This window comes from Paenibacillus xylanilyticus (assembly GCF_047246825.1).
In the GTDB taxonomy this organism is placed as follows: Bacteria; Bacillota; Bacilli; order Paenibacillales; family Paenibacillaceae; genus Paenibacillus; species Paenibacillus xylanilyticus_B.
Genome location: NZ_JBFOLB010000008.1, coordinates 1 through 26,981, shown reverse-complemented (window position 1 = coordinate 26,981; position 26,981 = coordinate 1). Strand labels below are relative to the sequence as shown.

Genomic DNA, 26,981 nt, shown 5'->3' with positions numbered 1-26,981 from the left:
CTAAGCGCATGGTATCGCTAATCTATACGGCCAACTAGGAACATGGCACATGGCATTCCAGAATAAACTATACTGTTGGCGGGATGCTTCCACATACCCGAACAATTTGCCGCGCATATTTGCTAACGGTTGAAGCCGATATGCCGTATCGTTCCGCTATGCTTTGATAGGTAACGGGACGACTGTGAATTTTGGCAGCCAAATATTCCAGTCCCGCAGCCCAGCCTTCAATTTGTTTGGTACCTGGCACTTCAGGATGCACTCTGGATACATAGTCCGTCCAGATCCGCTCCATTTCCTGTTGTAACTCCGCTTTTGCTTCAGTCATCTGTAGAGCACGTTCGACTACAGCTTGCCAGTGCGAAGTGGTTTCAGACTTGGCATGTTCTGTGCTCGACTGGACCTTCTGAAATGGTTTTACAGCCGCTCCAGATACCGGTTGCTGATCATGGGACTTGCGCTGATCCTGCTCTTTCATATGAAGTCCGTTCAATACGGACTCAGCAGCAGCGACCAGATCCTGATCTTCATCAGGCTCCTGGATAAAAGATTGCAGTGCCTGCTGTACTTCATAATCGCCGATCATCGCCAGAGCATGAATGACCTGAAGCTTGGTCGCACGATCTCCATGGCGCAGCGCCCAGAAGAACGATGAACGGATGAGCGGGTCATTTTTCATCTCTTCCGGTATGCCACTGCCGTAGTTCTCCCATTGTCTGAACTGTTCGTCAAACGGCAGATGGTAGTGATAGCTAAGCTTCTCTGGCTCCAGTTCCCCTTGCCGAACCGCATCAAGACCGGACAGATAGAACTTGGACACCTCTGACCCCGGATCAAGCTTGGACACGTGACGCCATAGCCGCTCAGCAACATCGTAGCGCTCCGTATTATAAGCTGCCACAGCCGCATAATGAGCTAGCGCCGGATCGGCTGCCGTCTCTTCATCCTTCAGCAGTCGGCGGAAATGGACATAGGCTGAATCGTGCTGACCAAGAATCCCCATCGTGGTGGCCAGTTTATACACTTGCTCCTGCTGGAAAGGCACGATGACACGCAGTTTTTTAATTAAAAGCAGCACTTGATCGGCCCGATTCTCATTCTGGTGAAAGATCGCGAGATTACACAGGGCATGCAAATTCCCTGGCTCCTGCTCCAACACCTCTGCAATCGTCTCTCTCGCCTTCGGGAACAGCCCCATATAGTAGTAGGCAAGGGCAAGATTGTTCCGGGCTGCCAAATAGTCAGGATAGTCAGGTGACATGCCTTCCAGAAGCTCGGCCGCCTGTGCGAATTTCCCTTCTTCAAGGAGTTCTCTCGCCTGATCATGCTCAACCACACCTTTGCGGGATTTGATCCGGTTCAGTTTGGCCGGCCGATCCAGCTCATAATACAGAAGTTCCATCATTTCTTCGGCTTCCGTCATGAACTGCCCTTGGGGGTCCTCCTCCAAATACGTAACAAGTGCCTGCTCCGCTTCCTCAAACCGATCCATATTCGCATAATTGTTCGCCATATAGAAATAACATTCCGTCATGGACGCATCTACCACATCCAGCACATGCGCCAGAACGGCATTGGAAGCTTCGTAATCTCCCTTCTCAGATAATATACCCGCCATATTGCAATGATTCACCGGGTTCTCCGGTTCATATTCAACAGCTTTACGAAAATATTTTAATGCCTTGTCAACATGATTACGGTCCAGCGAGCGGACAGCTCTCTCGAAAAAGAAAGATGCATCCAAGTGAATCGGTATAATATTGGCAAGGTGTCCCTCTGCCCGCACTAGCTTGCCCTTCATCTTCCAAGGCACCTCCTCTTTGCTTTCATTCATACTCTCCAGTATACCACATCTGAAGGCTGTCTTCTCAACATGTAGTTTCAAGAGCTTTATGCAAAAATTGCACAAAAAAAGATGCCATTCGGGCCTCCTTTTCGGATGAAATGGCATCTTTTATGTAATATGGACTCTTTATTTTGAAAATGGTGGTACACCCCGATTCATAACTTCATGGCCATCGTCGGTGAAAGTGTAATATTTATCGTCTTTCGAAACGGGGTCATGAAGTTGACCAGTACAACCTTGCACTTATCCGGCAGCTTCGCCTCGCGTACCGTTGCAGTCAGATGCCCCATCTCTCCTCCGGTCAGCTCAATCCAGTCTTCCCCGCAGGAATAACGGAGCGTTCCGCCCTTCCATAGATAATGTCCTCCATCCGTCTCCAGTAATTCGCCAGAGGACAGCTCTCCCTCATCTCCGAATACAAAGGACAACTGCATCATGATCTCCTCTGGCTCGGCGCCTGACAGGTCCAGTCTCCAACCCTTCTCCGTCGGTACAACCTCCGCCTTTGTGAGGAATGTCTGTTCATGGGTAAGTTCTCGGTTCTGATGAGGCAAAACATACCACGGACTGGTGGCAGTCCGCACTGTCTCAGGGAGCTGATTTGCGGGAATTGGAGCATAATAGCCTTTTTTCTGCTCGCCAGTCAGACGGTACCCTGCGCCTGCGGGCATTCGGGTCATCTCCTGCATCGGCACATAGCCTGGGTTGAAATAGGAGGCGAGCTGAACAGCCAGCAGACGTACCGCACCATGTCTAAGGGCAAAAAAGGAAGGTACTTCCGTCATGATCGTCACGCTTATATTTTGAGAGCGGATACGTGCAACAGGTGCACCAAAGTCTGTATGCATCCGGCTATGAGAGATGTGTCCATGATGGCCTGCCGAAGCCATCTGCTGTAAGTAGCCGGCTCGCGTAAAGTGTTCGTTCAGCATGATCTCATATTTCTCAGGCAGCTCATCCTCCACCTCGCATGCCTGCTGCAACTCCGGCTCCAGTAATAACCGGATGAGCGCATTCACTGAACAGACACCGGGGTCTGTCAATGAATTACCCGCCCAATTCGCCATGCCGGCAAAGAGCGGATCATTGTCCACCCGGGCAAGAATGGCATAAGGCAGGTAATAAGGAGACAGATCATGAAAACTACCCAGATCCTGACGACCCGAGTAATCCGTAACAATCTCGCCTGTAGGATGTACTAGATACACCATCATGCGCAAATTGAGTCTAACCGGCTCAAGAAGTTCAGGCCGATTCAGCAAACGAGCCGCATGGATTAACATGATGTCGCTGACCGCGTTATAGATGCCATTGCTCCGTTCAGTCCACTCCCCGTCCGGGGTAATATCCAATCCTTCCGCCAGCCACTGCTCTGCACGCTTCACAGCTTCCTCCAGGCCAAACAGCTGATACAGGAAGCCGAGTGCCGCACATAACACCCAGCGATGGTTCGGAGTATGACACCCTCCCGTTAGCATGACTGGGACGGTTCGCTCCAGGAACAGCCGCATGTTGTCCAGCACAGGCTGCAGTTTCTCCCATGCCTGCTGCTGAAGCAGCTGATACAGCTGGGCATATCCCACAACGACAAATGCCGTGTCCGGCGGAGAGTGATAGTTGGTCCATCCCGGAGATATGGAGCCATCTTCATGCTGATTACGGAGCACAAACTCCGTTGCCAGAAGAAGACGGTCTAATAACTCCTCATTCCGATAATAGATAGAGTCTGGATTGGCAAGCGCTGCCCCCCAGTAACACATATCCGTAGGTGTTCCGGTCGTATGATTGACCCAGGCGATACCTGTATAAGGATCAATTGTTCCCCCGTAGTACCGGCTATTCGGATCAAGCACCTGCCGGGACAGGCCTCTCTCCACCGCCTTGTCATTGCTGTCCACCAGTTGTTTGTACATGTGCAGTTCCCTCCAAACTGAGTAGTTGGGCGTGGCTAGGCTCGATCGCCAAAGAAACAGCCGCAGCGCACTCATCCAGCGCGCGGTCTGCTTCCAACATCATATTCCCTCCCCTGCCGCATCCATCTTCTTCATCAGCAGTTCATGACTTTCATGAATTTCTTCTGGTGTGCAGGCCGATTTCAGTTCATACACCTTGACCCTTGCTCGGCGGATCATGGGCAGGTAGGCATCGTAGAAATGCATATCTTGACTGTGCACATAAGGGCACCAGTGATCTGAAAGGCCAAGCGTCTCATGGATATGAACGCCTACGATATCATCCATCAGCCCTTGCATCTCACCCACGCTGTCGTAGAGACCCAGGCGATCCATCATGATGGCATGCCCGGTATCATACCAGATGCCAATCGGAGCTCCCCGAAGAGCCTTAATAATGGTCTTGGCCTCAGCCAGCGTAGGAATCTGCTGAGGTCTGGAGCGGGTCTCGATACCGAATTGGACATTCAGACCTTTAGCAGCTGCCTGATTGCATACTTCATCCAGACTGTGGATGATCTGCTGTACGTAGCCGGAGCTGAGTTCCTGCCGCCGTTCCATGAATTCCTCCCATTTGCTGCGATACTTTGAAGAATCTCTCCCCTCGTCGTTATACAGCTGTCCAAGCTCCTTGCTGATCTCCTCAGGAATGGGGACCTCACCGGGGTGTACAACAACAGCTTCAGCACCGTACCGATGGGCATATTCAGCAGAACCGACAAGCAGCTGGATAGCCTTTTGACGCTTCGTTTCGTCCTCGAATCCGAGTAATACGGAATCTGTACCATAATCCGGATCCGGGACATGAGGAAACGTATTGTGAACACTGGAAATGCCAATCTTCCCGCGCTCAATCATCGGTTCGATGGATCTTAGCATTTCCTTCGTTACATTGTAGTTAAGTTCAACACGGCGGAAGCCAAGCTCGTGAATTTCTCGGATCATGGCCTCGCCAGCCTGGTGACGCTTAATGTTCCAACAGGTTGAGAACGAATATTCACCCTTGTCCTTTTGCTGCATACGAGCTCACTCTTCCTTTCTCTGATGCAACCTTCCTCACATGTGTTTGTTATGGATATAAATCAACCTTTTACTGCCCCAAGCATGGCACCACTAACGAAATATTTCTGCAGCCATGGATAGACGAGCAGAATCGGTACTGTAGCAAAAATTACGGTGGCAGCCTTAAGGCTTTCCGGTGTGAGCGGCGCACGGTTCGCACCCTCCATCTGGGTCAGTTCACTCACCATGTTGTTCTGTACCATTTGGAACAGCTTGAGCTGCAGCGGATACAGCTGCGGATCATTAATATACATCAGGGAATCCTGGAATCCATTCCAGCGGCCCACCGCATAGAAGAGAGACAAGGTAGCCATCACCGGCATCGAGAGTGGAAGTATGATTTTAAACAATGTATGGATGTGCGAGCTGCCATCAATCTCTGCCGACTCCTCCAGACTCTCCGGAATGCCATTGAAGAAGGAGATCAGGATAATCAGGTTAAACGGACTGACCAGTCCCGGCAAAATCAGCGCCCATACCGAATTCAGCAAGTGCAGATCACGAATCAGCAGATACTCCGGAATGATGCCTCCGCTGAAGAACATCGTAATGATGATTACATACATAAAGAGCTTGCGGCCCTTCATCTTTTTCTTGGTCAGCGGGTATGCGGCAGCAATGGTAAACACCATGCATAGCACCGTAGTCGCAATCGTCAACAGCGTAGTGTAACCAAGTGAATAAAGCATGGATTGGTCGGAAAACACCTTGACGTATGCATCCCAATTGAACTCCTTAGGAAACAAGGTCACTTCTCCAGATGTGATTGCACGGTTGGAGCTGAATGATATCGCAATCGTGTGCAGGAAAGGAGCCAGACAGAACACGACAAACAAGGTTATAAAGGAGACATTAACGATATCAAAAATCCGGTTTGAGGTGCGTTCACTCATATGCGCACAACTCCTTTACTGATGATCTACAGAAAAGCAGGTTGTTGTCCTTTGTACGTTCTCTTGCTCTACAAAATCCCTTCACCCGTTACCTTTTTCGAAATAAAATTGGAGCCTAGCACGAAAATAAGACCTACAACCGCCTGAAACAGTCCGACCACAGTTGCCAATGTGTATTGTCCGGATTCCAGACCCATCCGGTATACGAAGGTGCTGAGTACATCTGAATATTCACGCACCGCTGTGTTCCCGATAATATAAGGGCGATCAAATCCAATCGTGACCATGTGCCCCAGATTAAGAATCAGCAAGGTTACAATCGTCGGCTTGATGCTTGGCAAGGTAATATGCCAGATCTTTTTAAGACGCGTTGCTCCATCAATCTCAGCTGCTTCGAACAGTTCCTTGTTCACGCCGGTCAGTGCAGCAAGATACAGGATGGTTCCCCACCCAGCGCTTTGCCAGACCCCGGTAAACAGGTAGGTTACAAGCCATGGATTTTTCTCCGTCAAAAATGGAATGGGGTTCAGCCCCATGCTCTCCAGCACACCGTTCACCATACCTGATTGGTTACCGAACAGCTGGTATACGATTCCCCCGATAATCACCCATGAAATGAAGTGAGGGATGTACAGAATGGTCTGAGACAATTTTTTGAACCATTTAAACCGAATTTCATAAAGCATGATTGCCAAAATAATCGGAGCAGGAAACGATACGATCAGATCAAGGAAATTGAGCATAAAGGTATTGCGCAGGGTGGTATAGAAATCCCGCATCGCGAATACCTCGCGAAAAGCATCAAAACCGATCCACTCACTGCCGCTAATGCCCTGAAACAGGTTGAAATCCTTAAAGGCGATCTGTACACCGTACATCGGTCCATAGCGAAAGATCACGAAGTAAATTAGGGGCAGGGAAATCAATGCGTACAATTGCCAATACCTCTTCAAGTATGGGGTCAAGTCGTTCTCCTCCAATCCGCGAGGATACGCAGTGCCGCCTAAGTTGACGGCACACGTCCCTTCAGAAATTATGCGGTAACTTCAGTACGTTGTATCACTCGTTGTTGTAAGGCACTTATTTGGCAGCAAGCTCCTGAACCGCCTGCTCAAGTTCTTTCTTCAGCGCTTCGCCGCCAAGTGACATGTAATCACTCATTTCCCGCTCATACACCGCTTCGAATTCTTCCGGCTTCGCCATCGCTGTTTTGACAATAATGACATTGAGTTTATCTTTGAGTGCCGTACCGTATTTCATTTCTGCCTCTATTGGCTTATCGAAAATGATCGGTCCTACCGTGTCCGTATTGGCGATATCAATGGACTGCTTCAACATTTCCTGATTGTTCTGCGGGAATCCCATGACCCAAGCTTTTTCATTCATGGCCTGGTCGCCCACATTTTTGCCGTTCGAGATGATGGCCGTATCCCCTGCATTGAAAAGACGATCCTTGGCTTCCTGCGAAGCATCCTCTTTGACAACCGGAATGCCATCAACCAGTTCGTAGTTCTCGCCTTCCACGCCATTGAGGATATCCACCAGATTATTATCAGAGGCCATCCAATCCAGATATTTGATTGCTTCCACAGCACGTTTGCTGCTCTTCGGAATCATAATGTACATGCCGTTAGATCCGTAACGGGATTTAATATGTTTGTTGTCTACATTGGGGTTGGTATATGCATCGACCGGAACCAGGTTGCTGCCCTCCACATTTTTGCGCAGATTGTCCAAGGTTCCGTCCGCATAGAAGATGGCATCGACGTCTTCAGACCAATAGCCGATATTACCGTTCTGTACATCCTTAGCCAGTTGGGTTTTATCTTCATCGAGACTGAAGTCTTTGCTGATCAAGCCTTCGTTGTACAGCTTATTCAAGAACTTCATGGCATCCTTGAAGCCCTCGTGCAGAGGCAGCTCAAAGCGCTGAGCATATGTCAGATCACCACTAACCGGCTTGATAAAAGAATAGATCAACGTTTCAAATTGAGCTGGAGCCAGTGCCATTCCCATTGGAATGTTTTTGCTGCCAAGTTGACCCGGGTCCTTCTCTTTAAACGCTTTCAACGTTGTATACAGCTCATCTGTCGTTGTAGGGAGTGGCAGCCCCAGTTTATCCAGCCAATCCTTGCGAATGTACGAGCTGTATCGGCCTGTAATCGCACGTTTACCTGGAATAGCAAACTGCTGGCCTTCCAGCTGTCCAAACTTTAATGTATCCTCGCCCAGGAATTTCTTCAGGTTCGGTCCATATTGATCCAGCAGTTCTCCGACATCCGTCAGACCACCCTGCTGGGCATAGCGATAGAAAACACTTGAATCATATACAAAAACAATATCGGGAACATCGGTATTGCTGGCCATCAGAACATTTAGCTTCGTCACTTCTTCCGAACGCTGAATCGGTACGAATTGTACATCAATATTATTCGGGTCACCGAATTTCTCCTGCACCAGTTTCGATAAGTAGTTGTTCGTAATGGTGTAAGGTGAAGGACTGTTACCACGATCAAACACTTCCACTTTCAAGGTGACACGCTCGCCATTGCCTGAAGCATTGCCGTCTGCCCCGCCTTGTTCCGATGCGGATGAACAGCCAGCCAGCAAGGAAACTCCCATTACCATCGTAAGCGCTAGTCCTACCCATTTCTTTAGACTCCCTTTGGTTGCTTTTCCTGTCATTTGTGTCATCTCCTTTGCCCTTGTGTGAATGGTTAAATCCTGCCCAGAGTATTCCATACCTCTCCTGACATTGGCAACAAACTCGTTTCGTAAACGCTTACATAAGGATAATGGTTTATCCCGAGCGACGATTTTCGTATACTGACTATTTTCATTGCTCCCTTGTCCAATGCGAGCAGCCATCCCTACTTGGCACTGTCCCAGCCCAACTGACCTGCATTCGGACCACAATAAACCATTTTCACACACTGCCTATATTCGTGATCGTGCAACAAACGGGAATAATCAGGATTCTTCAGCCAAAGTAATAAGCCCTCGTCAGAATTACCGGTTCGTACGAACAGCAAAAGGACGGAATCCCTGCATGACGCTCTCCCGGCGGAGAGCGCCTGCACGAATTCCGCCCTGTGCATATCTGATGTAATAAGATAAGAGCTTTATCTATTTATCTCTTTCTCTTCATTATTCGTCCGCCGGATGCTCCCGCTTTAATCGGCGATAATCGCCTGGCGTAATACCTGCCACCCGCTTGAATACACGCCCAAGCGTAATCCCATTGGCGTATCCGACCTTCAAGGCAATGTCCTGCAGTGAAAAATCGGTATTGATAAGAAGCCGCTCGACTTCCTTCATCCGCAGCTCAGTTACGAAGTCTACAAACTTCATGTTAAACTCGGTTTTGAACAAATAACTGGCATGTTTGCCCGATATCTGGAACCGATCACTCAGATGCTTCAGCGAAAGATCCGGATTCGCAAATTGTTCTTCAATATACGTTTTCATCTCATTGACCAGTGCCCTATAACTCTTCGTTTCGGTTACGGATACATAGGTTCTGAACAGATCGGTCAGGTCATCGAACAGGATGGCTTTAACATCCCCCAGGGTCTCGGCCTCTTCCATCGTTTTTAACCACTTGTTCAAGTTATCTTCTGATAATGTCTCCTGTAATTCCTCCGACATCATCGCAACTTCCCGGCGAAGCATCTGCAGCATGGCCTCGATTAAGGAGAGTATATCGTCATCGGGGAGCATGTTACGCTCAAACGCCGTGAAAATCTCCTCCAGTTGATCCCGCCACTGGCCGCTCGACATTCGAAATCGCTTCACAAAGTCAGCTATCATCTGCAAATACGTGTAGGTTTCCAGCAATTGCTGCGATGTTTCACCAGACCCGGCCAGAACCACATCGCCATTCATCAGAAGCTTGCGCTGCATTACGGCTTCGGCAGCTGTATACGATTCCCGGATCGCTCTTATTCCCTCAGCAATTGGCCCGATCCCGAAGCTGAGGGAGATGCGGAGATTTTGTTCCACCCAGGACCTGAATTCTTCCGCTACTGTACGAATCTGTTCTGTCATATCTTCACCATGAGTTGTGGACTGAAAAAGTATTGCAATTCGATCCGCACTCACCCATTCCATCCAGCATTGCATTCCCGTATTGCGTGTAAGTTCCTGCAGAACGTTCATGAGTGCGAATTTTAACGTATTTTGCTCGCCTCGCGTATATCGTTCCTGGAACCCCTTCTCATAACGATTGATTTCGCCCAATACAACGGTGAAACATGATGATTGATCAACGTCTGTTAACGGGGAAAGCTCCTTTAATCGTTCTGTGGCACGATCCAAATGCTCGCCTTGCAGTAGATCGTTGAACAGCTTGCTGCGCTGCAGCAGCGCATTTTCCCTGCTTTTCTCGTCATAATCCATCATGTGGTTGATCAGGTTTTCCAGCACACCATCAATCAACTTCATTTCATCAACACGTGAGCCTGATTGCTCCAATGCCCTAATCTGATGGGCCTCAATTCGGTTCATAATGATCTGAATGGGTTTATAGTTGCGACGTGTAATATAGACAATATAAATGATGGCGCAGACGACGGTAAGGGCTGCGATGAACACCCACACGTAGGAAATTACCGATACCCAGCCAAACAAATTCCCCTCCTTAATGCCACTATGGAGCGTCCATCCAAGTCTTTCGAGGTAAAGAGTATTTAATTGTTTTCCTCCCTCAGCACCATCACTGTCTGAATGCGCATTATATACAGTCTCACCCTTTTGATCCAGGACGGTCATGAAGGAAAGCTGTCCATTGACCATGCTGTCGATACTCTGCTCAATACTGCTCATTTTGATATTAATAACGAGCACACCATCGGTGCCAAAAGGCAGGGGCATGTCCTTGTTAACCGTGAGCACACGGATAGGGGTACGCTGAACCGATTCAACATCGTATACCCTAATAGGCTGCCAACCCGGCGTGAGAGAGCCAGACCTAATTTGATTGATCCATTCCCGATCTGCAAAGCTGTCTATTTCCCTTGAACCGCTTGACGTTAAAGCGCTATCATTTTTCTTGTCATATAAATATATGGATTGAATCCACGAGGAGGAATTCGTTAATTCCCGCAAACTCTGAGCAATGGTATACACCGTATCCTTGCTTGGCTGTCCTTGATTATTAAAATAGAGCTTATACGCCTGTTCACTCTGTACCGCCTCTGTTACCGACAGTTCAATATCGCGAATAGTGCGGTCCAGGCTGTCCGCCAGATAACTGGAGGAGATACGGTCTGCCTTTCTCGTTTCCTCCCTGGAGATGTCATTAATGAAAACAAAAGCGATAAAAATGAGTATGGTCACGGTAAGGAAAAAAATAGGAAAATACGAAAAAAGTAACCGATAATACCAAGTACGGGACAATAGACCCCACTCCTCACTCCACCATGCCAATATACATCAGCCGTGGTTCTACTGTTCATCACATTATATGCTGTCATCCCTCTGGGGTTGGCACACTCTCGAAAACTCCGATAGATACAATTTGATGTTATTATAGCACAAGCTTCAGAACAGCCAAGTAAGGAATTACAGCAACAATGGATTCAGGTACAAAAACAAAAAAACCGTGCTGAGCAGCTAACTACTCAAACACGGACCAGCCAATCTGGATGAACATGCTTAGATGCCCGAATCCTTAAACAGTGTAGCCATGGAACCGCCATCCACAATAATGCGAACCGCTCGTGCCAGCATCGGGGCAACAGGCAGTACTTTGAAACACTCCGGATGGTCATCCGGCAGCGCAATGGAATCTGTTACAACAACCTCGGCAATGGATGGATGATTAAGCTTGCTCAGCGCACCATCCGAGAACAGACCGTGTGTTGCACATACATATACATTTTTGGAACCGCGTTCCTTTAATCCTTCAACAACATTCAAAATCGTTGTTCCGGTATCAATCAAATCTTCAATGATAATCGGTGTCCGTCCTTCTACATCTCCGATCACATGTGTAATGATGGATTCGTTGTGGCTCGGACGCTTTTTGATCATAATGGCAAAAGGGGAGTCCAATCGATTCGCCAGCTTCTCCGCCATGGAAGCCCGTCCTGCATCCGGGGATACAACCACCGGATTTTCGATACCTTTACTGAGCAGGTATTCACTAATCAGATCAAGCGATGTCATATGATCGACAGGAATATTGAAGAAGCCCTGAATCGCTGCCGCATGCAGATCGATCGTCACTACCCGGTTTGCGCCGGCTGTGGTTAAGACATCCGCCACCATTTTGGCCGAGATCGGCTCACGCGGTGCAGACTTACGCTCCTGACGGGCATATCCGTAATAGGGAACAATAATGTTTACTGTGCGGGCAGAAGCCCTTTTGGCCGCATCAATCATAACGAGCAGCTCAACAAACAGCTCATTAATTGGATGAGACAGTGACTGTACCAGAAACACATCACAGTTACGGATGGTTTCTTCGTAATGAACGTATATTTCTCCGCTCTTGAACCGGGACAGCTTGATCTTGCCCAACTGTACACCCAGCTTATCACATACCTGCTCTGCCAGCTTGGGGTTCGATGAACCGGAAAAAATACGTAACGACTGTTGCATAATGCCCCTCCCGAGGGTTAATGTCCCTATATAATCCCTTATTGTACAAGGTTATTTCCTAACCTTATTATACCCCACTGTCTTATACATTTAAAGGAACGAACGAGCGACGACGGCTTTCAAAAACAGCAACCTCCGTACAGCCCAGCTCATGTAGGAGTTTTTCGGCTTCAGGCAAATGTTCACCCAGTTTCAGTGGATCGTGTGCATCGGAACCAAGTGTGAGAGGAATCCCCAGCTTAATGGCCTCTGTGAGCATCCGGCGGCCAGGGAACATCTCAGCGCATGGCTTCGATAATCCAGACGCATTAAGCTCCATGGCGCAGCCGCTCTTGGCTATGGCTTGCAAAGCAGCATCTTCCAATGCTATGCGCTCTTCCGTCTGCTCTGGTGATGGAGAGAAACCAAACCGCTTGATGACGTCTGTGTGACCCATAATATCGTACATGCCTGTTGCAGCTGCTTTACATACGGCATCATAATATTGACGGTATACTTCCAGAACATCTTTGCCTTCCCAGTGATGGGTCTGGCGGAAGTCGGTAATATCCCATTCCCCGAGAAAATGAACCGAACCGATGACATAGTCCCATGGATAACGCTCAATGATTGACCGGATTTCGTTCTCCCAGCCTTCGATGTAATCCCCCTCCAGACCAACACGTACATCAATCTGTCCGCGATACCGCTCTTTCAGGGAGAAACACTCCTCCACATATCGAGGCAGCTCGTCCATAGGCATCGCCATTTCGGGATAATAACTGGCCGGGTCTACATGCAGCAAAGGCATGTGATCAGACAGCCCAATCTGGGACAGTCCAATCTCCACGCCCCGCTGCACATAAGCCTCCAGCTTGCCCACGGCATGACCGCAGCGCTCATGGTGTGTGTGATAATCTATGCGCACTGGAGTACCCCCTAATCGCGACGAGGCCGTTCATGACGGCGGCTCAGCTCGGCCATAATGTCGTCCAGCGGCAGCTTGCGCTCCTGCAGCAGAACAAGCAAGTGATACATCAGGTCACTGACCTCCAGACGAAGCTCGTCATTATCTTTATTTTTGGCAGCGATGATGGTCTCGGACGCTTCTTCACCGATTTTTTTCAGTATTTTATCAACGCCCTTGTCAAACAGGTATGTTGTATACGCGCCCTCCGGACGTTCACGTTCACGTTCAGCAATGACGGATTCAAGTTCAGCGAGCACATCGAAGCGACCTTCCGCTTGTGAACCTGCCGAGTCGTTTGCTTCTTTTCCGTCTTGTTCTGCAGATTTCTGAGGCAGTCCCACGATTTCATTGTGGAAACAAGTTACCTCTCCAGTATGACAGGCAGGCCCGTTTGGTTTAACCTCCACAAGCAGCGTGTCACCATCGCAATCATATTTCAGTGAAGTAATTGTCTGTACATTTCCCGACGTAGCCCCTTTGTGCCACAGTTCCTGACGTGAACGTGACCAGAACCAGGTTTCTCCGGACTCCAGGGACAATTTCAACGACTCCCGATTCATGTAGGCCATCATCAGCACCTGACGTGTCTCGGCATCCTGCACGATCGCAGGTACCAGCCCGTCACTCCAGCGAATGTGCTCTACAACCTGCTCCAGGGATAAGCGCTCCCTGATCTCGTTACTTACATTACTCACGGATCTCCACCCCTTGTTCTCTCAAATGTTGTTTTAACGCCGGTACGGCGATTTCTTTATAATGAAATATCGTTGCCGCGAGTCCGGCATCAGCCTTGCCAGCCGTAAACACATCGTAGAAATGGGATTCCTTGCCCGCACCGCCTGAGGCAATGACGGGAATACGCACCGATTCCGATACGGCTGCCGTCAGCTTCAGATCGAATCCATCCTTGGTTCCGTCCGCATCCATGCTCGTCAGCAAAATCTCGCCTGCTCCAAGTGCTTCTGCCTGTTTCACCCATTCCAACGCCTTGATTCCCGAAGGTTTGCGTCCACCATGAGTGTAAACCTCCCACTCTCCCCAGGCTTCGTTATACTTGGCGTCGACCGCCACCACGATACACTGGGAACCGAAGCGGCGAGCCCCATCGGCAATCAGCTGAGGGTTAAGCACAGCAGCCGTGTTGACTGCAATTTTGTCTGCACCTGCACGCAGAATTCGCTTCATGTCTTCGACTTTGGAGATGCCACCACCTACAGTAAAGGGAATAGCGATCTCGCCAGCGGTCTGCCGCACCACTTCCTCCATCGTTTCACGACCTTCCACGGAAGCCGAAATATCGAGAAATACCAGTTCGTCTGCACCCACACGGTCATACAGTGCCGCCAGCTCAACCGGATCACCCGCATCGCGGAGATTCACGAAGTTAACGCCTTTAACAACCCGGCCGTCCTTCACGTCCAGACAGGGGATAATTCTTTTTGCCAGCATACGCCTCTTCCTCTCTACCCGATTCCTTTACTTGTTAACTGCGCGCACCGCTTCGGGCAGATCAATGCTGCCGGTATATAGCGCCTTACCGACGATTGCTCCCCCAATTCCATCATCCGCATGACGGCTCAGACGAAGCAGATCATCCATCACACTTACACCTCCGGAAGCAATAACATTACGTCCGCTTGCCTTGGCCAGAGAAACAATGGCTTCCACATTCGGCCCCTGCATCATGCCATCACGGGAAATATCGGTGAAGATAAACGTCTCGGCACCGAATGCAGCGAGTTCCTTCGCCAGTACTTCAGCCTGTACTTCTGAGGTTTCCAACCATCCCCGGGTAGCTACATAGCCGTTTCGGGCATCAATACCGATTGCCACTTTATCTCCATAACGTCCCAATACTTCTTCGGTAAACGCCCGATCTTCAATCGCTGCCGTTCCGATAATAAGCCGGCTGACGCCAAGACCCAGCAAGCGTTCCACATCAGCTACGGTGCGAAGTCCCCCACCTACCTGAACAGGCACGTTCACTGCGGATGCAATGCGCCCGATCAGTTCGTCATTAACGGGATGACCTGCTTTTGCGCCGTCCAGATCGACCAGATGAACGTATGTACCGCCTTGCTTTTCCCAGGAAAGGGCAACTTGCACCGGGTCATCATTATATACCGTCTCCTGATTGTAATCTCCCTGCACCAGTCTTACACACTTGCCGTCCCGGATATCAATTGCCGGATATATGATAAAAGATGACATACAAGGCCTCCTGATTTGTTCTTATTGGTTTATAAAACTTTATGAGTATTGCTGCTTATCTACAGTTTTCGGTTTACGTAAGACTGCCCTATCCGTTCATGTGTTCAACTATGACGGATCTCCTGCTCAGAAAATCACTACTTACCCTGATTAGGCTTATCCGTCAGGGCCAGAAAATTACCCAGCAGCTTCATGCCCAGTTCGCCGCTCTTCTCCGGGTGAAACTGCATACCGAAATTGGTTCCTCTGCCGACAATGGCAGTAACCGGGTGGCCGTAATCCGTGACGGCCAGCAGATCACTCTCCACTTCAGTACGTGCATGATAGGAATGGACAAAATAAACATGACCTGCTTCAAGCCCACTGAAAAGTGGATTTTCCGGGTGAAGAAACTCCAGCCGATTCCATCCCATGTGGGGAACCTTCAATTCTCCTGGTGCGAAACGCACCACTTTTCCTGGCAATATATCCAGCCCCGTATGCTCCCCATGCTCCTCACTGGAGCTAAAAAGCAGTTGCATGCCCAGACAGATGCCGAGCAGCGGCTTTGGTCCAGCTGCTGCTTCTTTCACTACAGCGTCCAGTCCACTCTCCCGCAAATGCACCATTGCATCACCAAATGCACCGACGCCAGGCAGTATGACACCATCCGCACCCAAAATTGCTTCCCGGTCACCGGTCACCAGCGCTTCATAGCCAAGACGTTCGACCGCTTTGCCGACGCTGTGCAGGTTCCCCATACCGTAATCGACAATTGCAATCGCCATCGTCTACAGCACTCCCTTCGTGGAAGGCACACCTGTTACACGCGGATCAATCATCGTTGCTTCATCCAGTGCACGTCCCAATGCCTTGAAGATTGCTTCAATCATGTGATGTGTGTTTTGACCGTAGTGTACAATGACATGCAATGTAATCCGCGCTTCCAGTGCCAGTTTCCACAAAAATTCATGCACCAGTTCCGTGGAGAAGCTGCCCACTTGCTGGGATGGATACTGCGCACGATACTCAAAGTGAGGTCTGTTGCTTACATCGATTACAACTTGAGCAAGTGCCTCATCCATCGGTACAAAAACGCTGGCATACCGTTTGATACCCCGTTTGTCTCCCAATGCTTCACGAAGGGTCTGACCCAGGCAGATCCCGATATCCTCTACGGTGTGATGATCGTCAATATCAATGTCTCCACGTGCCTGTACGTTCAGATCAAACTGTCCGTGCTTCGTGAACAGATCCAGCATATGGTTCAGGAAAGGAACGTCCGTCTCAATGGTCGATTGTCCGCTTCCGTCCACAGCAAACGCCAATTGAATGTTCGTTTCGTTCGTCTTGCGATCAACCTCTGCCTGGCGCACCGCACCTTTATTTTCAAGTTCCACACCATTATTCTGCTTATCCATTGTCCGATTCCGCCTTTCCTTCCTGTTCTAACCGTACAGCGATTGCACGGGCGTGTCCTTCAAGTCCCTCATGGCGTGCCAGTTCTATGATAGCCGCTCCGTTTTGGAGCAGCGCTTCCTTGCTATAGTAGATTAAACTCGATTTTTTAATAAAGTCATCCACATCCACCGGTGAACTGAACCGGGCTGTTCCGTTGGTCGGAATAATGTGATTGGGTCCAGCAAAATAATCCCCTACCGGCTCTGAGCTGTACGGGCCGAGGAAGATCGCTCCGGCATTTTCAATCCGGCCAGCGTAAGCCATCGGCTCCTGCACCAAAATCTCCAGATGCTCTGGTGCAAGCCGGTTCACCACGTCGATTCCTTCATCAATGGAATCGACCACAATAATCGCGCCATACTGCTCCACGGATGCAGCAGCGATAGCCTTCCGCGGCAGCGCTTCAAGCTGGCGCTGCACTTCGGCCTGCACGGCTTCCGCCAGCACGGCCGAGGTCGTGACGAGAATGGCCGATGCCATCTCGTCATGTTCCGCCTGCGACAACAGGTCCGCAGCGGCATACACCGGGTTCGCCGTTTCATCGGCGAGCACCACGATTTCACTCGGCCCGGCGATACTGTCGATATCGACCGCGCCGTATACCTCGCGCTTCGCGAGTGCCACGTAAATATTGCCCGGTCCACAGATCTTGTCGACCGGGGCAATGCTCTCCGTGCCGTAAGCGAGGGCGGCGATGGCCTGGGCGCCGCCAACCCGGTACATCTCGTTCACGCCTGCTTCCGCAGCAGCCACGAGAATGTACGGGTTAATGCCTTCGCCACCGTTGGTCGACGGCGGCGTCACCATAACAATTTCCGGCACTCCTGCAACCTGTGCCGGAATCACATTCATCAGCACTGACGAAGGATACGCTGCTTTGCCGCCAGGTACATATACGCCGACCCGCTTCAGCGGCCGGATCACCTGGCCCAGCAGACTGCCGTCCGGCTGCCAATCCATCCACGAGTTGCGTTTCTGTTTCTCGTGGAACGCACGAATGTTAGCGGCGGCTTGTCGAATCGCCGTCACGAAGGAAGGCTCTACAGCAGCGTAAGCCGCCTGCAGTTCTTCCTGCGGCACACGTAGCCCCGCGGCCGTCAGTTTGGTGCGGTCCAGCTGCTCGGTGTAACGCAGCAGCGCCGCATCCCCTTCCCGGCGAATGTCACTGACAATGCGCCGGACCGTTTCGTTTTGCTCAGGTGTACCATAATCCACTTCACGCTTCAGATCAAATTCCCGTGCAGGTACAATTTTCATGCCTTCTACCTCCCTGGCCCTGTATTCCCGTCATCTATAAGTCGTAATCCGTTCCTCTAATCCCTCTTGCCCGATGAATTATCCCTGAAGGTTCCCCGCCGAGATTTCATTGGGCGATGGAATGACCTGCTGTAGCGCATCGCATAATGCCTGAATACGTCCGTTTTTCATCCGATAACTCACCCGGTTCGCAATAAGGCGGCTCGTAATATCCAGAATACCCGTCATCTCAACCAATCCGTTCTCGCGCAGTGTCTGTCCCGTCTCCACCAGATCGACAATCCGGTCAGCCAGCCCAATCAGGGGAGCGAGCTCGATCGAGCCGTTCAGCTTAATCACTTCCACCTGCTGCCCCTGTTCGCGGAAATATTGAGATGCAATTCTCGGATATTTCGTTGCCACACGCTGCTGAATACCTGGGGTCCAATCCGGCAGCCCAATAACCGACATGCGGCACTGTGCGATACCCAGATTGAGCAGTTCGTAGACGTCCCGATTCTCCTCAAGCAGCACATCTTTGCCCACAATCCCGATATCCGCTACACCGTACTCCACATACGTTGGCACGTCCACAGGCTTTGCCATGATGAACTCCATCCCGGCTTCCGGCACTTCAATGACCAGTTTGCGCGTGTCGTCCACATCAACGGGAATATCCAGACCCGCCTCGCGAAAGAGCTTGGAAGCCTTTTTATAGATCCGGCCCTTGGGCATGGCTACCTTCAAAATATCCGACATCTCAGCGTCCTCCTTGTTCAGCTTGATAGGTGATAACCTGCTCGTAGACGTCCCTTGCGGAACGCTCTGGGCTACCCCCTGTTGATGCAAAAACCTCTGCTGTAGGTTCTGTTATTTCACGATCCGATAAAAGTTGAGTCACCACGTTTTGTCCGCTGCTGCGCAATCGGGCTGCTTCCGCCAGAGCTTCAGCTCGGCGTGCCTTGTTGTACTGGATAAGTATAGGCTTGTTCTCTTCTATCGTAATGCCATGTACGCCATCAATAATCCGGTTCGTTTTCAGTGCAAATCCTGTTGCCGGAAGCGAACGGCCGAACTGCTGCAGCAGATTGTCGTAACGTCCCCCGCTGCATACCGGAGATCCAAGCTCTGCCGCATAACCTTCAAATGTCATGCCTGTATAATAGGAGAAATCACCGATCATGGTCAGATCAATCAGTACGTGTTCAGATACACCGTATGCTTCCAGTACTTCAAACACAGCACACAAATGAGCAATCGATTGCGCTGCCTCTACGCTTGCGCTCAGTTCTGCTGCATGTGCGCACACTTCTTTGCCACCGCGCAAACGCAGAATGGCTTCCAGTTGTTCTTTCAGTTTTGGCTCCAGATTGAGGGCCTCGATCGATTGACGATATCCAACATAGTCGCGTCCGAGCAACCCTTCTTTTAGTGCGGCCTGTTGTACCGTCTGCCCTGGAATGACTTCTTCCAGCAAACCGTTTAGAAAACCCATATGACCCATCGCTATCTTAAAAGAAGACACACCCGCTGCCTGCAGCGAGGCAATCGCAAGTGCAACCACTTCGGCATCCGCCTCCGGTGAGTCATCCCCTACCAGCTCTACGCCTGTCTGGAAAAATTCAGCCTCACGACCTGCTTCTTCTTCAATGGAGCGAAACACATTCGCATGATAGGACAGACGCAGCGGGAGCTGTTCATCTTTTAAAAGAGAAGATACCACTCGTGCAATGGGCGCCGTCAGATCCGACCGCAGTACAAGCGTTGTTCCACGGCTATTCAGCAGTTTGAACAATTTGCGATCCGAGGTTGAACTCGCTACACCCACCGTATCGTAATATTCAATCGTTGGCGTCATAATCTGGCGATAACCCCAGCGTTCCATACATTCCAGTACGTTCCGTTCAATCGTTCTCAGCTTGTTCACCACAAGCGGTGTATAGTCACGAAAACCTGTCGGTTTTTCAAAGCCTTTTGGTTTGGACATTGGTATCATTCACCCCGAGTCAGTAGTTTGGTTGTGGCACACGGCTTATTTCAGGCAGGATTTATGTATCGTAAATCCCCAATTTCTATCTTCTATTACCCTGGAAAAAGGGACTCTGTGCAGATGCTGCCGGGCAGCATTTCTGGATTCATTAGTTGATGCTGAATTTATACTATCTCAAATACTTTCATATGGTAAAGTGCTAACAAACTAAAGGATATGGGATATGATAACATGAATGACTCCACATCGTCAACAATACCATGCCCTTGCCAGCCTGCTGCGCCAGACAGCTTAACTTGTGCCATAAGCAAGCCATGCCTACCGATATCTGTATACGAAAAAAGCTGCCTTCAGCAGCTTCTCTTCACCAACAGCACAGTTCTATTGTGCCTCCTGTTTATAATGCATTTTGTACTACCCTATTTGTGCTACCCTTCATGGGTCTACCCGTTGTCCGCTACCACACTAATGGACACGCTCATCCGTTTTCACAAGCATCTCCATTTCAGAGGGGGCGACCGTACGGGATAGCTCACGAAGCGGATTTCCACCGACAAATGCTCCCGGTGCCACATCCTTATGAACGACTGCCCCTGCAGCGACCACAGCTCCATCCCCAATGGTTACCCCTGGCAGGATGGTTGTGTTCGCACCGATCAACACGTTTTCGCCGATAATGACTTCTCCCAATCTGTACTCTTTAATGAGATACTCATGCGCCAGAATCGTTGTGTTGTAACCAATGACGGAGTTCTCACCTACCGTAATCTTCTCCGGGAAAAACACATCCACCATCACCATCAGTCCAAAGGCCGTATGTTTGCCCACCTTCATGCCAAGCATGTGGCGATAGATCCAGTTTTTAACCGAAAGAATCGGGCAATACCGTGACAACTGGATCCAGATAAAGTTACGAACACCCTTCCACGGACTTACCGTTTTATAGATATGCCAGAGTGCATTATGGCCTTCTACCGGATAGCGGGTGACTTTTCTCATGAACGTTCCGTTTCAGTACGGATCAGCGTAAGCAAGTCCTTCATATCGTGCAGCATATAATCCGGGCCATATTCACTCAATACTGCTTCTCCCTTAAGAGACCAGGCAACGCCTGCCGCGAGTGCACCTGCATTTTTGGCAGATTGGATATCGACCGGGCTGTCACCAACCATTAATGTTTTGGCTGGATCTGCACCCAGCTCCTCCATCGCTTTCAGCACAGGTTCAGCATGAGGCTTCGGGTGTGTTACGTCGGTTACCGTCACAATGGATTTCATATATTTCATCAGGTCAAAACGTTCCAGCACTTTAAGCGTAGATGGACGGATCTTGGTTGTTACCACTCCCATCACAATTCCAGCCTGATGCAAAGATTCAACAACCTCATTCACATGCGGAAATGGTTTTACCATCGCTTCATGATGGATATCATTATAAGCACGATACCCTTTTACGTACTCGGCAACTTCCTCCTGTCCGGAGAAGGTACGCATCTGCTGCTCCAGTGTTCCTCCCATATGTGGGATGATTTGTTCACGTGTCCACGGGGCAGAATGCTCCCAGCCTTCCATGACGTGCAGGAACGAGCTGATAATCAGCTCATTCGTATCAATAATGGTTCCGTCCAGATCAAATAACACCGTTTCAATCATGCTGCATTACTCCTTTTTTTCCTCGGCTTGCTTCGTCTCCTCTTTCACGGGACTTGGGCTTGCCTTACTCTCTTTGCTGGCAACCGGGCCTGCTTGCGGCATATCATCCGATGGTTCGGATGGGACCTTGGACGATACAATCGGATCGCTATAACGTGCATCAGCTCGTCCTGTTACTCTTCTGACTACAATAAATATGATAGCTGCGATAATGATGCCAATGGCGAGCAATTGTGAAATTCTCACGTTACCGTATGCTGGATCCAGATAACCCTGTTCGAAGCCCATTGCTGTCATTGGAGACCATAATCCGTTGACGAGCGACGCAAGCCACTGCGGTGCCTGGAAGCCAAGACTATCCGTACGCAGTGCTTCTATGAAGAAACGACCGATGGAGTACCAAATAAAGTAGGACATAAACAGTTCACCCGCACGTAGAAACTTCTGCCGGCGCAAAACCAGTAACAAGACCAAACCAACAAGACTCCACATCGATTCATATAAAAATGCGGGATGATGGAATACACCTTCCACATTCATCTGGTTCACGATAAAGTCAGGCAAATGCAGTTTGTCCCGCAAAAAGGACTCTTCCACAGGCCCGCCGTAGGCTTCCTGGTTTACAAAGTTCCCCCAGCGCCCAATCATTTGTCCAACGATGAGTCCTGGCGCACAAATATCAGCCATACGCCAGAAATTGTATCCTTTGCGACGGAAGAAAATGACTGCACAGATGATTGCACCAATCAGCGCACCGTATATGGCAATACCGCCATTCCATATCTTGAAGACATCCCAGAAATTATCCTTATAATCATCCCATCGGAATGCTACGTAATATATACGGGCTCCGATAATGGCAGAAGGTACACCGAGCAGGACCATGTCCATAAACACTTCCTGCGGAATGTTGTACCGTTTCCCCTCCCGGATCACAAGCAGCAGCCCTACTAGTGCCGCTGTACCGAGAATAAGCCCATACCAGTGAACCTTTAACGCTCCAATGGAGAACGCAATCGGGTTCAACAGTAATAATGTGTCCATTCATTCACACTCCTATAAAATTTGCTTATCTGTATGCATGACCAAATGGGACCTGCTCCATTGATCCCTTAAGAAGTAGAGCAGGCCAAGCATTAACCATGTTTTAAAGCATTTGAGTTCTTTACTTTCACACTTCAGATTTCCTTAGTCCATGTCTTCCATATCTTCCGAGATCGTTGCTGTCAGCTTGTTGGTGAATTGCAGAGCAGCATTAAGCCCCATTTGCTTGAGACGATAGTTCATTGCTGCTACTTCAATAATTACAGCCAAGTTTCGTCCTGGACGAACAGGAATGGTTACCAGAGGTACATCCGTATCAATAATTCGTGTTGTCTCTTCATCCAGACCAAGGCGATCATATTGCTTATCCTGCTGCCAAGCTTCAAGACGGACCACGAGGGTGATCCGTTTATTGTTACGCACAGCACCTGCACCAAACAATGTCATCACATTGATGATCCCTACTCCCCGAATCTCAAGCAAGTGGCGGATTAGCTCAGGTGCCGTTCCGTGAAGCTGGAAGTCTGATGTTTGACGGATTTCAACTGCATCATCGGCAATCAGGCGGTGTCCACGTTTCACCAATTCAAGTGCCGTTTCACTCTTACCAATACCGCTGCTGCCTGTAATCAGCATACCAACTCCGTTCACATCACACAGTACACCATGAATCGTTGCCGTTGGCGCCAGTTTACCCTCAAGGAATCCGGTAATCCGGCTGGACAGGATCGTCGTAGCCATGTTGCTGCGAAGCACGGCCAGATTCTGCTCCTCACTGATATCGATTAGTTCCTGTGGTACTTCCAGTCCCCGAGTCACCAGGATACAAGGCGTTTCTTCCGTGCATAGACGCTGCATCCGGTCACGACGCTCTTCTTCAGGCAACATTGCAAAAAAGGCCAGCTCTGTTCTTCCAAGCAGCTGTACCCGTTCTTTTGGATGATATTCAAAATAACCTGCCATTTCCAGGCCAGGGCGGTTCAAATCGTCTACGGTAATCACTCTCTTCAAACCTTGAGATCCGGAAACAACCTCAAGCTGGAACTGCTGCACCAATTCAGATACTTTCACTTTTTTCGCCATTTGTCTCTTCCTTTCAGCATTCGCTGCCTCTCTATGTACATCAGCATTTTTGCGTCAATTCCATTCCATTATTAGCGCATACATCTTGTTCGTTTCAGGTAACAGATTCTATGAAGTAAAACCGACCTTCAAATAATCTTAAATGAATTCGGGGATGAATGCAATCGCGGGCCACGACCGTTCATGAATCAAAAAAGCCCCTTCCAGCAACAACGGAAGGGGCTCTGAATACAATGTATGATTGCGTTAACTGATGTTCCATCGGATCCGAGGAATCCCAGTATGATTAGTCTTGAAGGAGAACGTTCACTTCAGTCTCTTTGTCAAAGATATGAACTTTGTTCATGTCAATTGCCATTTTAACTGTGGAACCATCACGAGTATTGGAACGTCCGTCTACACGTGCGATCGTAGTATCGTTACCCACACCGCTCAAGTAGAGGAGCATTTCGTGACCCAGGTTCTCTGTAACGTCTACGTGTGTAGAGAATACAGAGTTCGGGGATGCTTCCAGGAATACTGGCTCTTCGTGAATGTCTTCTGGACGAACACCCAGAATAACTTCTTTGCCAATGTATCCTCTTGATTTCAGTACTTGTGCTTTACCTTGCGGAATTTCAACATCCACGCCAGGAGCTACGAAGTGCAGGTTAGCACCTTGCTCAGCCAGTTTACCCGAGATAAAGTTCATTGTCGGGGAACCGATGAAACCTGCTACGAACAGGTTAGCCGGGTGGTTATACAGCTCTTCAGGAGAAGCTGCTTGTTGAATGATACCATCTTTCATAACGACGATCCGATCACCCATGGTCATGGCTTCGATCTGGTCATGCGTTACGTAGATAACAGTTGTTTCCAAACGTTTTGCAAGCTTAGTGATCTCTGCACGCATCTGACCACGAAGTTTAGCATCCAAGTTGGAGAGCGGCTCATCCATCAAGAAGACTTGTGGATCACGGACAATCGCACGTCCCAGAGCGACACGCTGACGTTGACCACCGGACAATGCCTTAGGTTTACGCTCAAGCAAATGTTCGATATCCAGGATTTTAGCTGCTTCACGTACACGTTTGTCAATCTCGTCTTTTTTCACTTTACGCAATTTCAAACCAAACGCCATGTTTTGATATACGCTCATATGCGGATACAAGGCATAGGATTGGAATACCATCGCGATATCGCGGTCTTTAGGAGCAACATCATTAACGACACGGTCACCGATATAGAGTTTACCTTCAGAAATTTCCTCAAGGCCTGCGATCATACGCAGTGTTGTTGATTTACCACAACCGGACGGACCAACCAGTACCAAGAATTCTTTATCTTTGATGTCCAGGTTAATATCAACTACTGTTGCTTTATCAGAACCCGGGTATTTTTTGAAAATATGCTCTAAACGTACACCAGCCATGATTGTTGCCTCCTCAGAGATCATTTTGTAATCGAATACATTTTGTAGTTTTATATTAACCCAACGCTGTGATGTTTGACTATTCGCAAACTGCACAAAAATATCAGAGCTTTTTCGTCACTTTGTACATAAGGAGCAAAAGCCGCACCAGAACAGCACTTTCGAAGCTTCTCACATCATAGCCGATCTCCTGTTTGATCTTATCCAGACGGTAAATAAGCGTATTACGATGGATGAAAAGGCGTTTTGCTGTCTCACTGACATTACAATCCAAACTAAAATAGGTCTCCAGCGTTACCAGTGTCTCGCTATCATCAAAAATCGTCGTATCCTTACCCGTTTCCTTGATGAAACGAAGACGCTGCTGCTCAGGGATACTCTCCACCAGACGCTCCAGTTGCAATTTCCATGGAAGATGGATATGCTGCGCTACATGAAATGCTCTGCCCAAGTGAATACTCTCATGAAGCAACGCTGTAATCGTCGATAATTGGTGCTTCGGAATACATGGCATGGATGCAGATAAATGGAACACACCCGCCCATTCACTCGCTACCAGCTCGTATAGCCCCAAACAAAACGCATTTAATAATTCTTTTCTTGCTTCAAGTGTATCCTCCTCGGCTTCACCTGTAACAATTTGCTCATCACTCAGAAAGAGCCAGTCCTGTTCTCCCAAAGGAATTAACATAATTTCTTCGCCGAAATAACTTCCCAATAACTTGTTCAGTTCCTTCGAACGAATACGATGGGCATCTGGTGTCTCACATTGCAGCAAAAATGGTATCTTTTCAGATTGCAGTTCTTCCCGTAATGAAAATTGCGCCGGAATGTCCTCCTGCCGCGAAGGATGCTCAATCTTCTGCCGTAGCCACTGGCCCAATTCAGCAAGCTGCTGCTCCCTATTGTTTTCATAAACTACAGGCTGTTCTTCAATGATCCTGTCTGCGCTGTTGGCAATCAGCAGTTCGATTAAGCGCCTGGTCTCATTTGTTATGGAGCCTGCAGAACATCCCCAACACACTACAGTTCCTTCATTCTCATTTATCCTAACTCTAAAATAGATGCGCTCCTCTGTTTTCAAGCTGTTCACATTTGTTAATATATCTGAGCCTATCTCCTGATCAAGTTGTCCTTCCTCTGCACCTTCCACCATAATCATATTGCTTTGAGCACGGTCCTCACCGGTTAACTGCATTGCGGATTGATTCCACCCGTTTACCGTGATTTCATATTCATCCAAGGACGTACCAATAATGGATTCAATTTGTTCTTTAAGACCAAGTATGAGCTTCATGTAATGAACGCCACCACTCTGCTTTTTTTCTACTATTTTATCATATCTTACACTATATCGCCTTTGATCCACATTGACCTGTCCTCAACGGCATAATGGATACATACAAAAAAGAGTGATTAATCACATTAATGATTAATCACTCTTCTCTAACAAGATGAGTCATGAAGGGCTCGAACCTTCGACACCCTGATTAAAAGTCAGGTGCTCTACCAACTGAGCTAATGACTCATAGAACTGGTGGAGGATGATGGATTCGAACCACCGAACCCGTACGGGAGCAGATTTACAGTCTGATGCGTTTGGCCACTT

23 protein-coding genes and 1 tRNA gene are annotated in these 26,981 nt (G+C 49.0%); all 24 read right to left on the bottom strand.

Annotated elements, in window-relative coordinates; genetic code table 11:
* Positions 1-67: 67 nt before the first annotated feature.
* The 24 genes from AB3N00_RS27610 to AB3N00_RS27495 all read right to left on the bottom strand — a co-directional run bounded on the left by AB3N00_RS27610 (position 68) and on the right by AB3N00_RS27495 (position 26,900).
* Positions 68-1,801: a tetratricopeptide repeat protein gene (locus AB3N00_RS27610; protein WP_413037391.1), complete on the bottom strand. Its 1,734-nt coding sequence runs from the start codon at positions 1,799-1,801 to the stop codon at positions 68-70.
* Between the two features lie 200 nt (positions 1,802-2,001).
* Positions 2,002-3,759: a hypothetical protein gene (locus AB3N00_RS27605; protein WP_413037390.1), complete on the bottom strand. Its 1,758-nt coding sequence runs from the start codon at positions 3,757-3,759 to the stop codon at positions 2,002-2,004.
* A gap of 99 nt (positions 3,760-3,858) precedes the next feature.
* Positions 3,859-4,818, bottom strand: a complete 960-nt coding sequence (locus AB3N00_RS27600; RefSeq protein WP_413037389.1) for a sugar phosphate isomerase/epimerase family protein — start codon at positions 4,816-4,818, stop codon at positions 3,859-3,861.
* A gap of 62 nt (positions 4,819-4,880) precedes the next feature.
* Positions 4,881-5,753, bottom strand: a complete 873-nt coding sequence (locus AB3N00_RS27595) for a carbohydrate ABC transporter permease (RefSeq protein ID WP_413037388.1) — start codon at positions 5,751-5,753, stop codon at positions 4,881-4,883.
* A 68-nt stretch (positions 5,754-5,821) separates the two neighbouring features.
* Complete coding sequence (locus AB3N00_RS27590) at positions 5,822-6,706, bottom strand: ABC transporter permease (RefSeq protein WP_413037387.1); 885 nt, start codon at positions 6,704-6,706, stop codon at positions 5,822-5,824.
* Positions 6,707-6,833: 127 nt separating this feature from the next.
* Positions 6,834-8,438: an extracellular solute-binding protein gene (locus tag AB3N00_RS27585; protein WP_413037386.1), complete on the bottom strand. Its 1,605-nt coding sequence runs from the start codon at positions 8,436-8,438 to the stop codon at positions 6,834-6,836.
* 462 nt (positions 8,439-8,900) lie between these two features.
* Entirely contained in the window at positions 8,901-11,150 is a 2,250-nt protein-coding gene (locus AB3N00_RS27580) for a helix-turn-helix domain-containing protein (RefSeq protein WP_413037385.1), read from the bottom strand.
* A 258-nt stretch (positions 11,151-11,408) separates the two neighbouring features.
* Positions 11,409-12,356, bottom strand: coding sequence for a ribose-phosphate diphosphokinase (locus tag AB3N00_RS27575; RefSeq protein ID WP_175394315.1), 948 nt, complete (start codon positions 12,354-12,356; stop codon positions 11,409-11,411).
* Between the two features lie 82 nt (positions 12,357-12,438).
* Entirely contained in the window at positions 12,439-13,263 is an 825-nt protein-coding gene (gene hisJ, locus AB3N00_RS27570) for a histidinol-phosphatase HisJ (protein WP_413037384.1), read from the bottom strand.
* Positions 13,264-13,274: 11 nt separating this feature from the next.
* Positions 13,275-14,000: a bifunctional phosphoribosyl-AMP cyclohydrolase/phosphoribosyl-ATP diphosphatase HisIE gene (gene hisIE, locus AB3N00_RS27565; RefSeq protein ID WP_413037383.1), complete on the bottom strand. Its 726-nt coding sequence runs from the start codon at positions 13,998-14,000 to the stop codon at positions 13,275-13,277.
* On the bottom strand, positions 13,993-14,754 hold the full coding sequence (gene hisF, locus AB3N00_RS27560; RefSeq protein WP_413037382.1) for an imidazole glycerol phosphate synthase subunit HisF: 762 nt from the start codon (positions 14,752-14,754) through the stop codon (positions 13,993-13,995). The genes hisIE and hisF overlap by 8 nt, the downstream gene beginning before the upstream one ends.
* Before the next feature lie 27 nt (positions 14,755-14,781).
* Positions 14,782-15,516, bottom strand: coding sequence for a 1-(5-phosphoribosyl)-5-[(5-phosphoribosylamino)methylideneamino]imidazole-4-carboxamide isomerase (gene hisA, locus AB3N00_RS27555; protein ID WP_413037381.1), 735 nt, complete (start codon positions 15,514-15,516; stop codon positions 14,782-14,784).
* Between the two features lie 137 nt (positions 15,517-15,653).
* Complete coding sequence (gene hisH / locus AB3N00_RS27550) at positions 15,654-16,283, bottom strand: imidazole glycerol phosphate synthase subunit HisH (RefSeq protein WP_413037380.1); 630 nt, start codon at positions 16,281-16,283, stop codon at positions 15,654-15,656.
* A gap of 3 nt (positions 16,284-16,286) precedes the next feature.
* A complete protein-coding gene (gene hisB / locus AB3N00_RS27545) occupies positions 16,287-16,916 on the bottom strand; it encodes an imidazoleglycerol-phosphate dehydratase HisB (RefSeq protein WP_413037379.1) in 630 nt (209 codons plus the stop codon).
* The gene (hisD, locus tag AB3N00_RS27540) at positions 16,909-18,213 is read right to left on the bottom strand and encodes a histidinol dehydrogenase (RefSeq protein WP_413037378.1); all 1,305 of its coding nucleotides are present in this window, start codon (positions 18,211-18,213) and stop codon (positions 16,909-16,911) included. The genes hisB and hisD overlap by 8 nt, the downstream gene beginning before the upstream one ends.
* 78 nt (positions 18,214-18,291) lie before the next feature.
* Positions 18,292-18,951, bottom strand: coding sequence for an ATP phosphoribosyltransferase (hisG, locus tag AB3N00_RS27535; protein ID WP_175394308.1), 660 nt, complete (start codon positions 18,949-18,951; stop codon positions 18,292-18,294).
* A 1-nt stretch (position 18,952) separates the two neighbouring features.
* On the bottom strand, positions 18,953-20,179 hold the full coding sequence (locus tag AB3N00_RS27530; protein ID WP_413037377.1) for an ATP phosphoribosyltransferase regulatory subunit: 1,227 nt from the start codon (positions 20,177-20,179) through the stop codon (positions 18,953-18,955).
* Positions 20,180-20,647: 468 nt separating this feature from the next.
* The gene (locus tag AB3N00_RS27525; RefSeq protein WP_413037376.1) at positions 20,648-21,181 is read right to left on the bottom strand and encodes an acyltransferase; all 534 of its coding nucleotides are present in this window, start codon (positions 21,179-21,181) and stop codon (positions 20,648-20,650) included.
* Complete coding sequence (gene ppaX, locus AB3N00_RS27520; protein ID WP_413037375.1) at positions 21,178-21,834, bottom strand: pyrophosphatase PpaX; 657 nt, start codon at positions 21,832-21,834, stop codon at positions 21,178-21,180. The genes AB3N00_RS27525 and ppaX overlap by 4 nt, the downstream gene beginning before the upstream one ends.
* 6 nt (positions 21,835-21,840) lie before the next feature.
* Positions 21,841-22,878, bottom strand: a complete 1,038-nt coding sequence (lgt, locus tag AB3N00_RS27515; protein WP_413037374.1) for a prolipoprotein diacylglyceryl transferase — start codon at positions 22,876-22,878, stop codon at positions 21,841-21,843.
* A gap of 144 nt (positions 22,879-23,022) precedes the next feature.
* Positions 23,023-23,961 (bottom strand): HPr(Ser) kinase/phosphatase, encoded by a 939-nt coding sequence (gene hprK, locus AB3N00_RS27510; RefSeq protein WP_175394304.1) that lies wholly within the window; start codon positions 23,959-23,961, stop codon positions 23,023-23,025.
* A 286-nt stretch (positions 23,962-24,247) separates the two neighbouring features.
* On the bottom strand, positions 24,248-25,372 hold the full coding sequence (locus AB3N00_RS27505; protein ID WP_095292957.1) for an ABC transporter ATP-binding protein: 1,125 nt from the start codon (positions 25,370-25,372) through the stop codon (positions 24,248-24,250).
* Positions 25,373-25,475: 103 nt separating this feature from the next.
* The gene (locus tag AB3N00_RS27500) at positions 25,476-26,669 is read right to left on the bottom strand and encodes a PucR family transcriptional regulator (protein WP_413037373.1); all 1,194 of its coding nucleotides are present in this window, start codon (positions 26,667-26,669) and stop codon (positions 25,476-25,478) included.
* A 158-nt stretch (positions 26,670-26,827) separates the two neighbouring features.
* A tRNA-Lys gene (locus AB3N00_RS27495) sits at positions 26,828-26,900 on the bottom strand.
* Between the last annotated feature and the right edge of the window lie 81 nt (positions 26,901-26,981).

Coding starts and splice junctions, on each gene's coding strand:
- AB3N00_RS27610 (WP_413037391.1), bottom strand. CDS start 1,801: ATGAAGGGCAAGCTAGTGCGGGCAGAGGGACACCTTGCCAATATTATA.
- AB3N00_RS27605 (WP_413037390.1), bottom strand. CDS start 3,759: ATGTACAAACAACTGGTGGACAGCAATGACAAGGCGGTGGAGAGAGGC.
- AB3N00_RS27600 (WP_413037389.1), bottom strand. CDS start 4,818: ATGCAGCAAAAGGACAAGGGTGAATATTCGTTCTCAACCTGTTGGAAC.
- AB3N00_RS27595 (WP_413037388.1), bottom strand. CDS start 5,753: ATGAGTGAACGCACCTCAAACCGGATTTTTGATATCGTTAATGTCTCC.
- AB3N00_RS27585 (WP_413037386.1), bottom strand. CDS start 8,438: ATGACAGGAAAAGCAACCAAAGGGAGTCTAAAGAAATGGGTAGGACTA.
- AB3N00_RS27575 (WP_175394315.1), bottom strand. CDS start 12,356: ATGCAACAGTCGTTACGTATTTTTTCCGGTTCATCGAACCCCAAGCTG.
- hisF (WP_413037382.1), bottom strand. CDS start 14,754: ATGCTGGCAAAAAGAATTATCCCCTGTCTGGACGTGAAGGACGGCCGG.
- hisA (WP_413037381.1), bottom strand. CDS start 15,516: ATGTCATCTTTTATCATATATCCGGCAATTGATATCCGGGACGGCAAG.
- hisH (WP_413037380.1), bottom strand. CDS start 16,283: ATGGCGATTGCAATTGTCGATTACGGTATGGGGAACCTGCACAGCGTC.
- hisB (WP_413037379.1), bottom strand. CDS start 16,916: ATGGATAAGCAGAATAATGGTGTGGAACTTGAAAATAAAGGTGCGGTG.
- hisD (WP_413037378.1), bottom strand. CDS start 18,213: ATGAAAATTGTACCTGCACGGGAATTTGATCTGAAGCGTGAAGTGGAT.
- hisG (WP_175394308.1), bottom strand. CDS start 18,951: ATGTCGGATATTTTGAAGGTAGCCATGCCCAAGGGCCGGATCTATAAA.
- AB3N00_RS27530 (WP_413037377.1), bottom strand. CDS start 20,179: ATGTCCAAACCAAAAGGCTTTGAAAAACCGACAGGTTTTCGTGACTAT.
- AB3N00_RS27525 (WP_413037376.1), bottom strand. CDS start 21,181: ATGAGAAAAGTCACCCGCTATCCGGTAGAAGGCCATAATGCACTCTGG.
- ppaX (WP_413037375.1), bottom strand. CDS start 21,834: ATGATTGAAACGGTGTTATTTGATCTGGACGGAACCATTATTGATACG.
- lgt (WP_413037374.1), bottom strand. CDS start 22,878: ATGGACACATTATTACTGTTGAACCCGATTGCGTTCTCCATTGGAGCG.
- hprK (WP_175394304.1), bottom strand. CDS start 23,961: ATGGCGAAAAAAGTGAAAGTATCTGAATTGGTGCAGCAGTTCCAGCTT.
- AB3N00_RS27505 (WP_095292957.1), bottom strand. CDS start 25,372: ATGGCTGGTGTACGTTTAGAGCATATTTTCAAAAAATACCCGGGTTCT.
- AB3N00_RS27500 (WP_413037373.1), bottom strand. CDS start 26,669: ATGAAGCTCATACTTGGTCTTAAAGAACAAATTGAATCCATTATTGGT.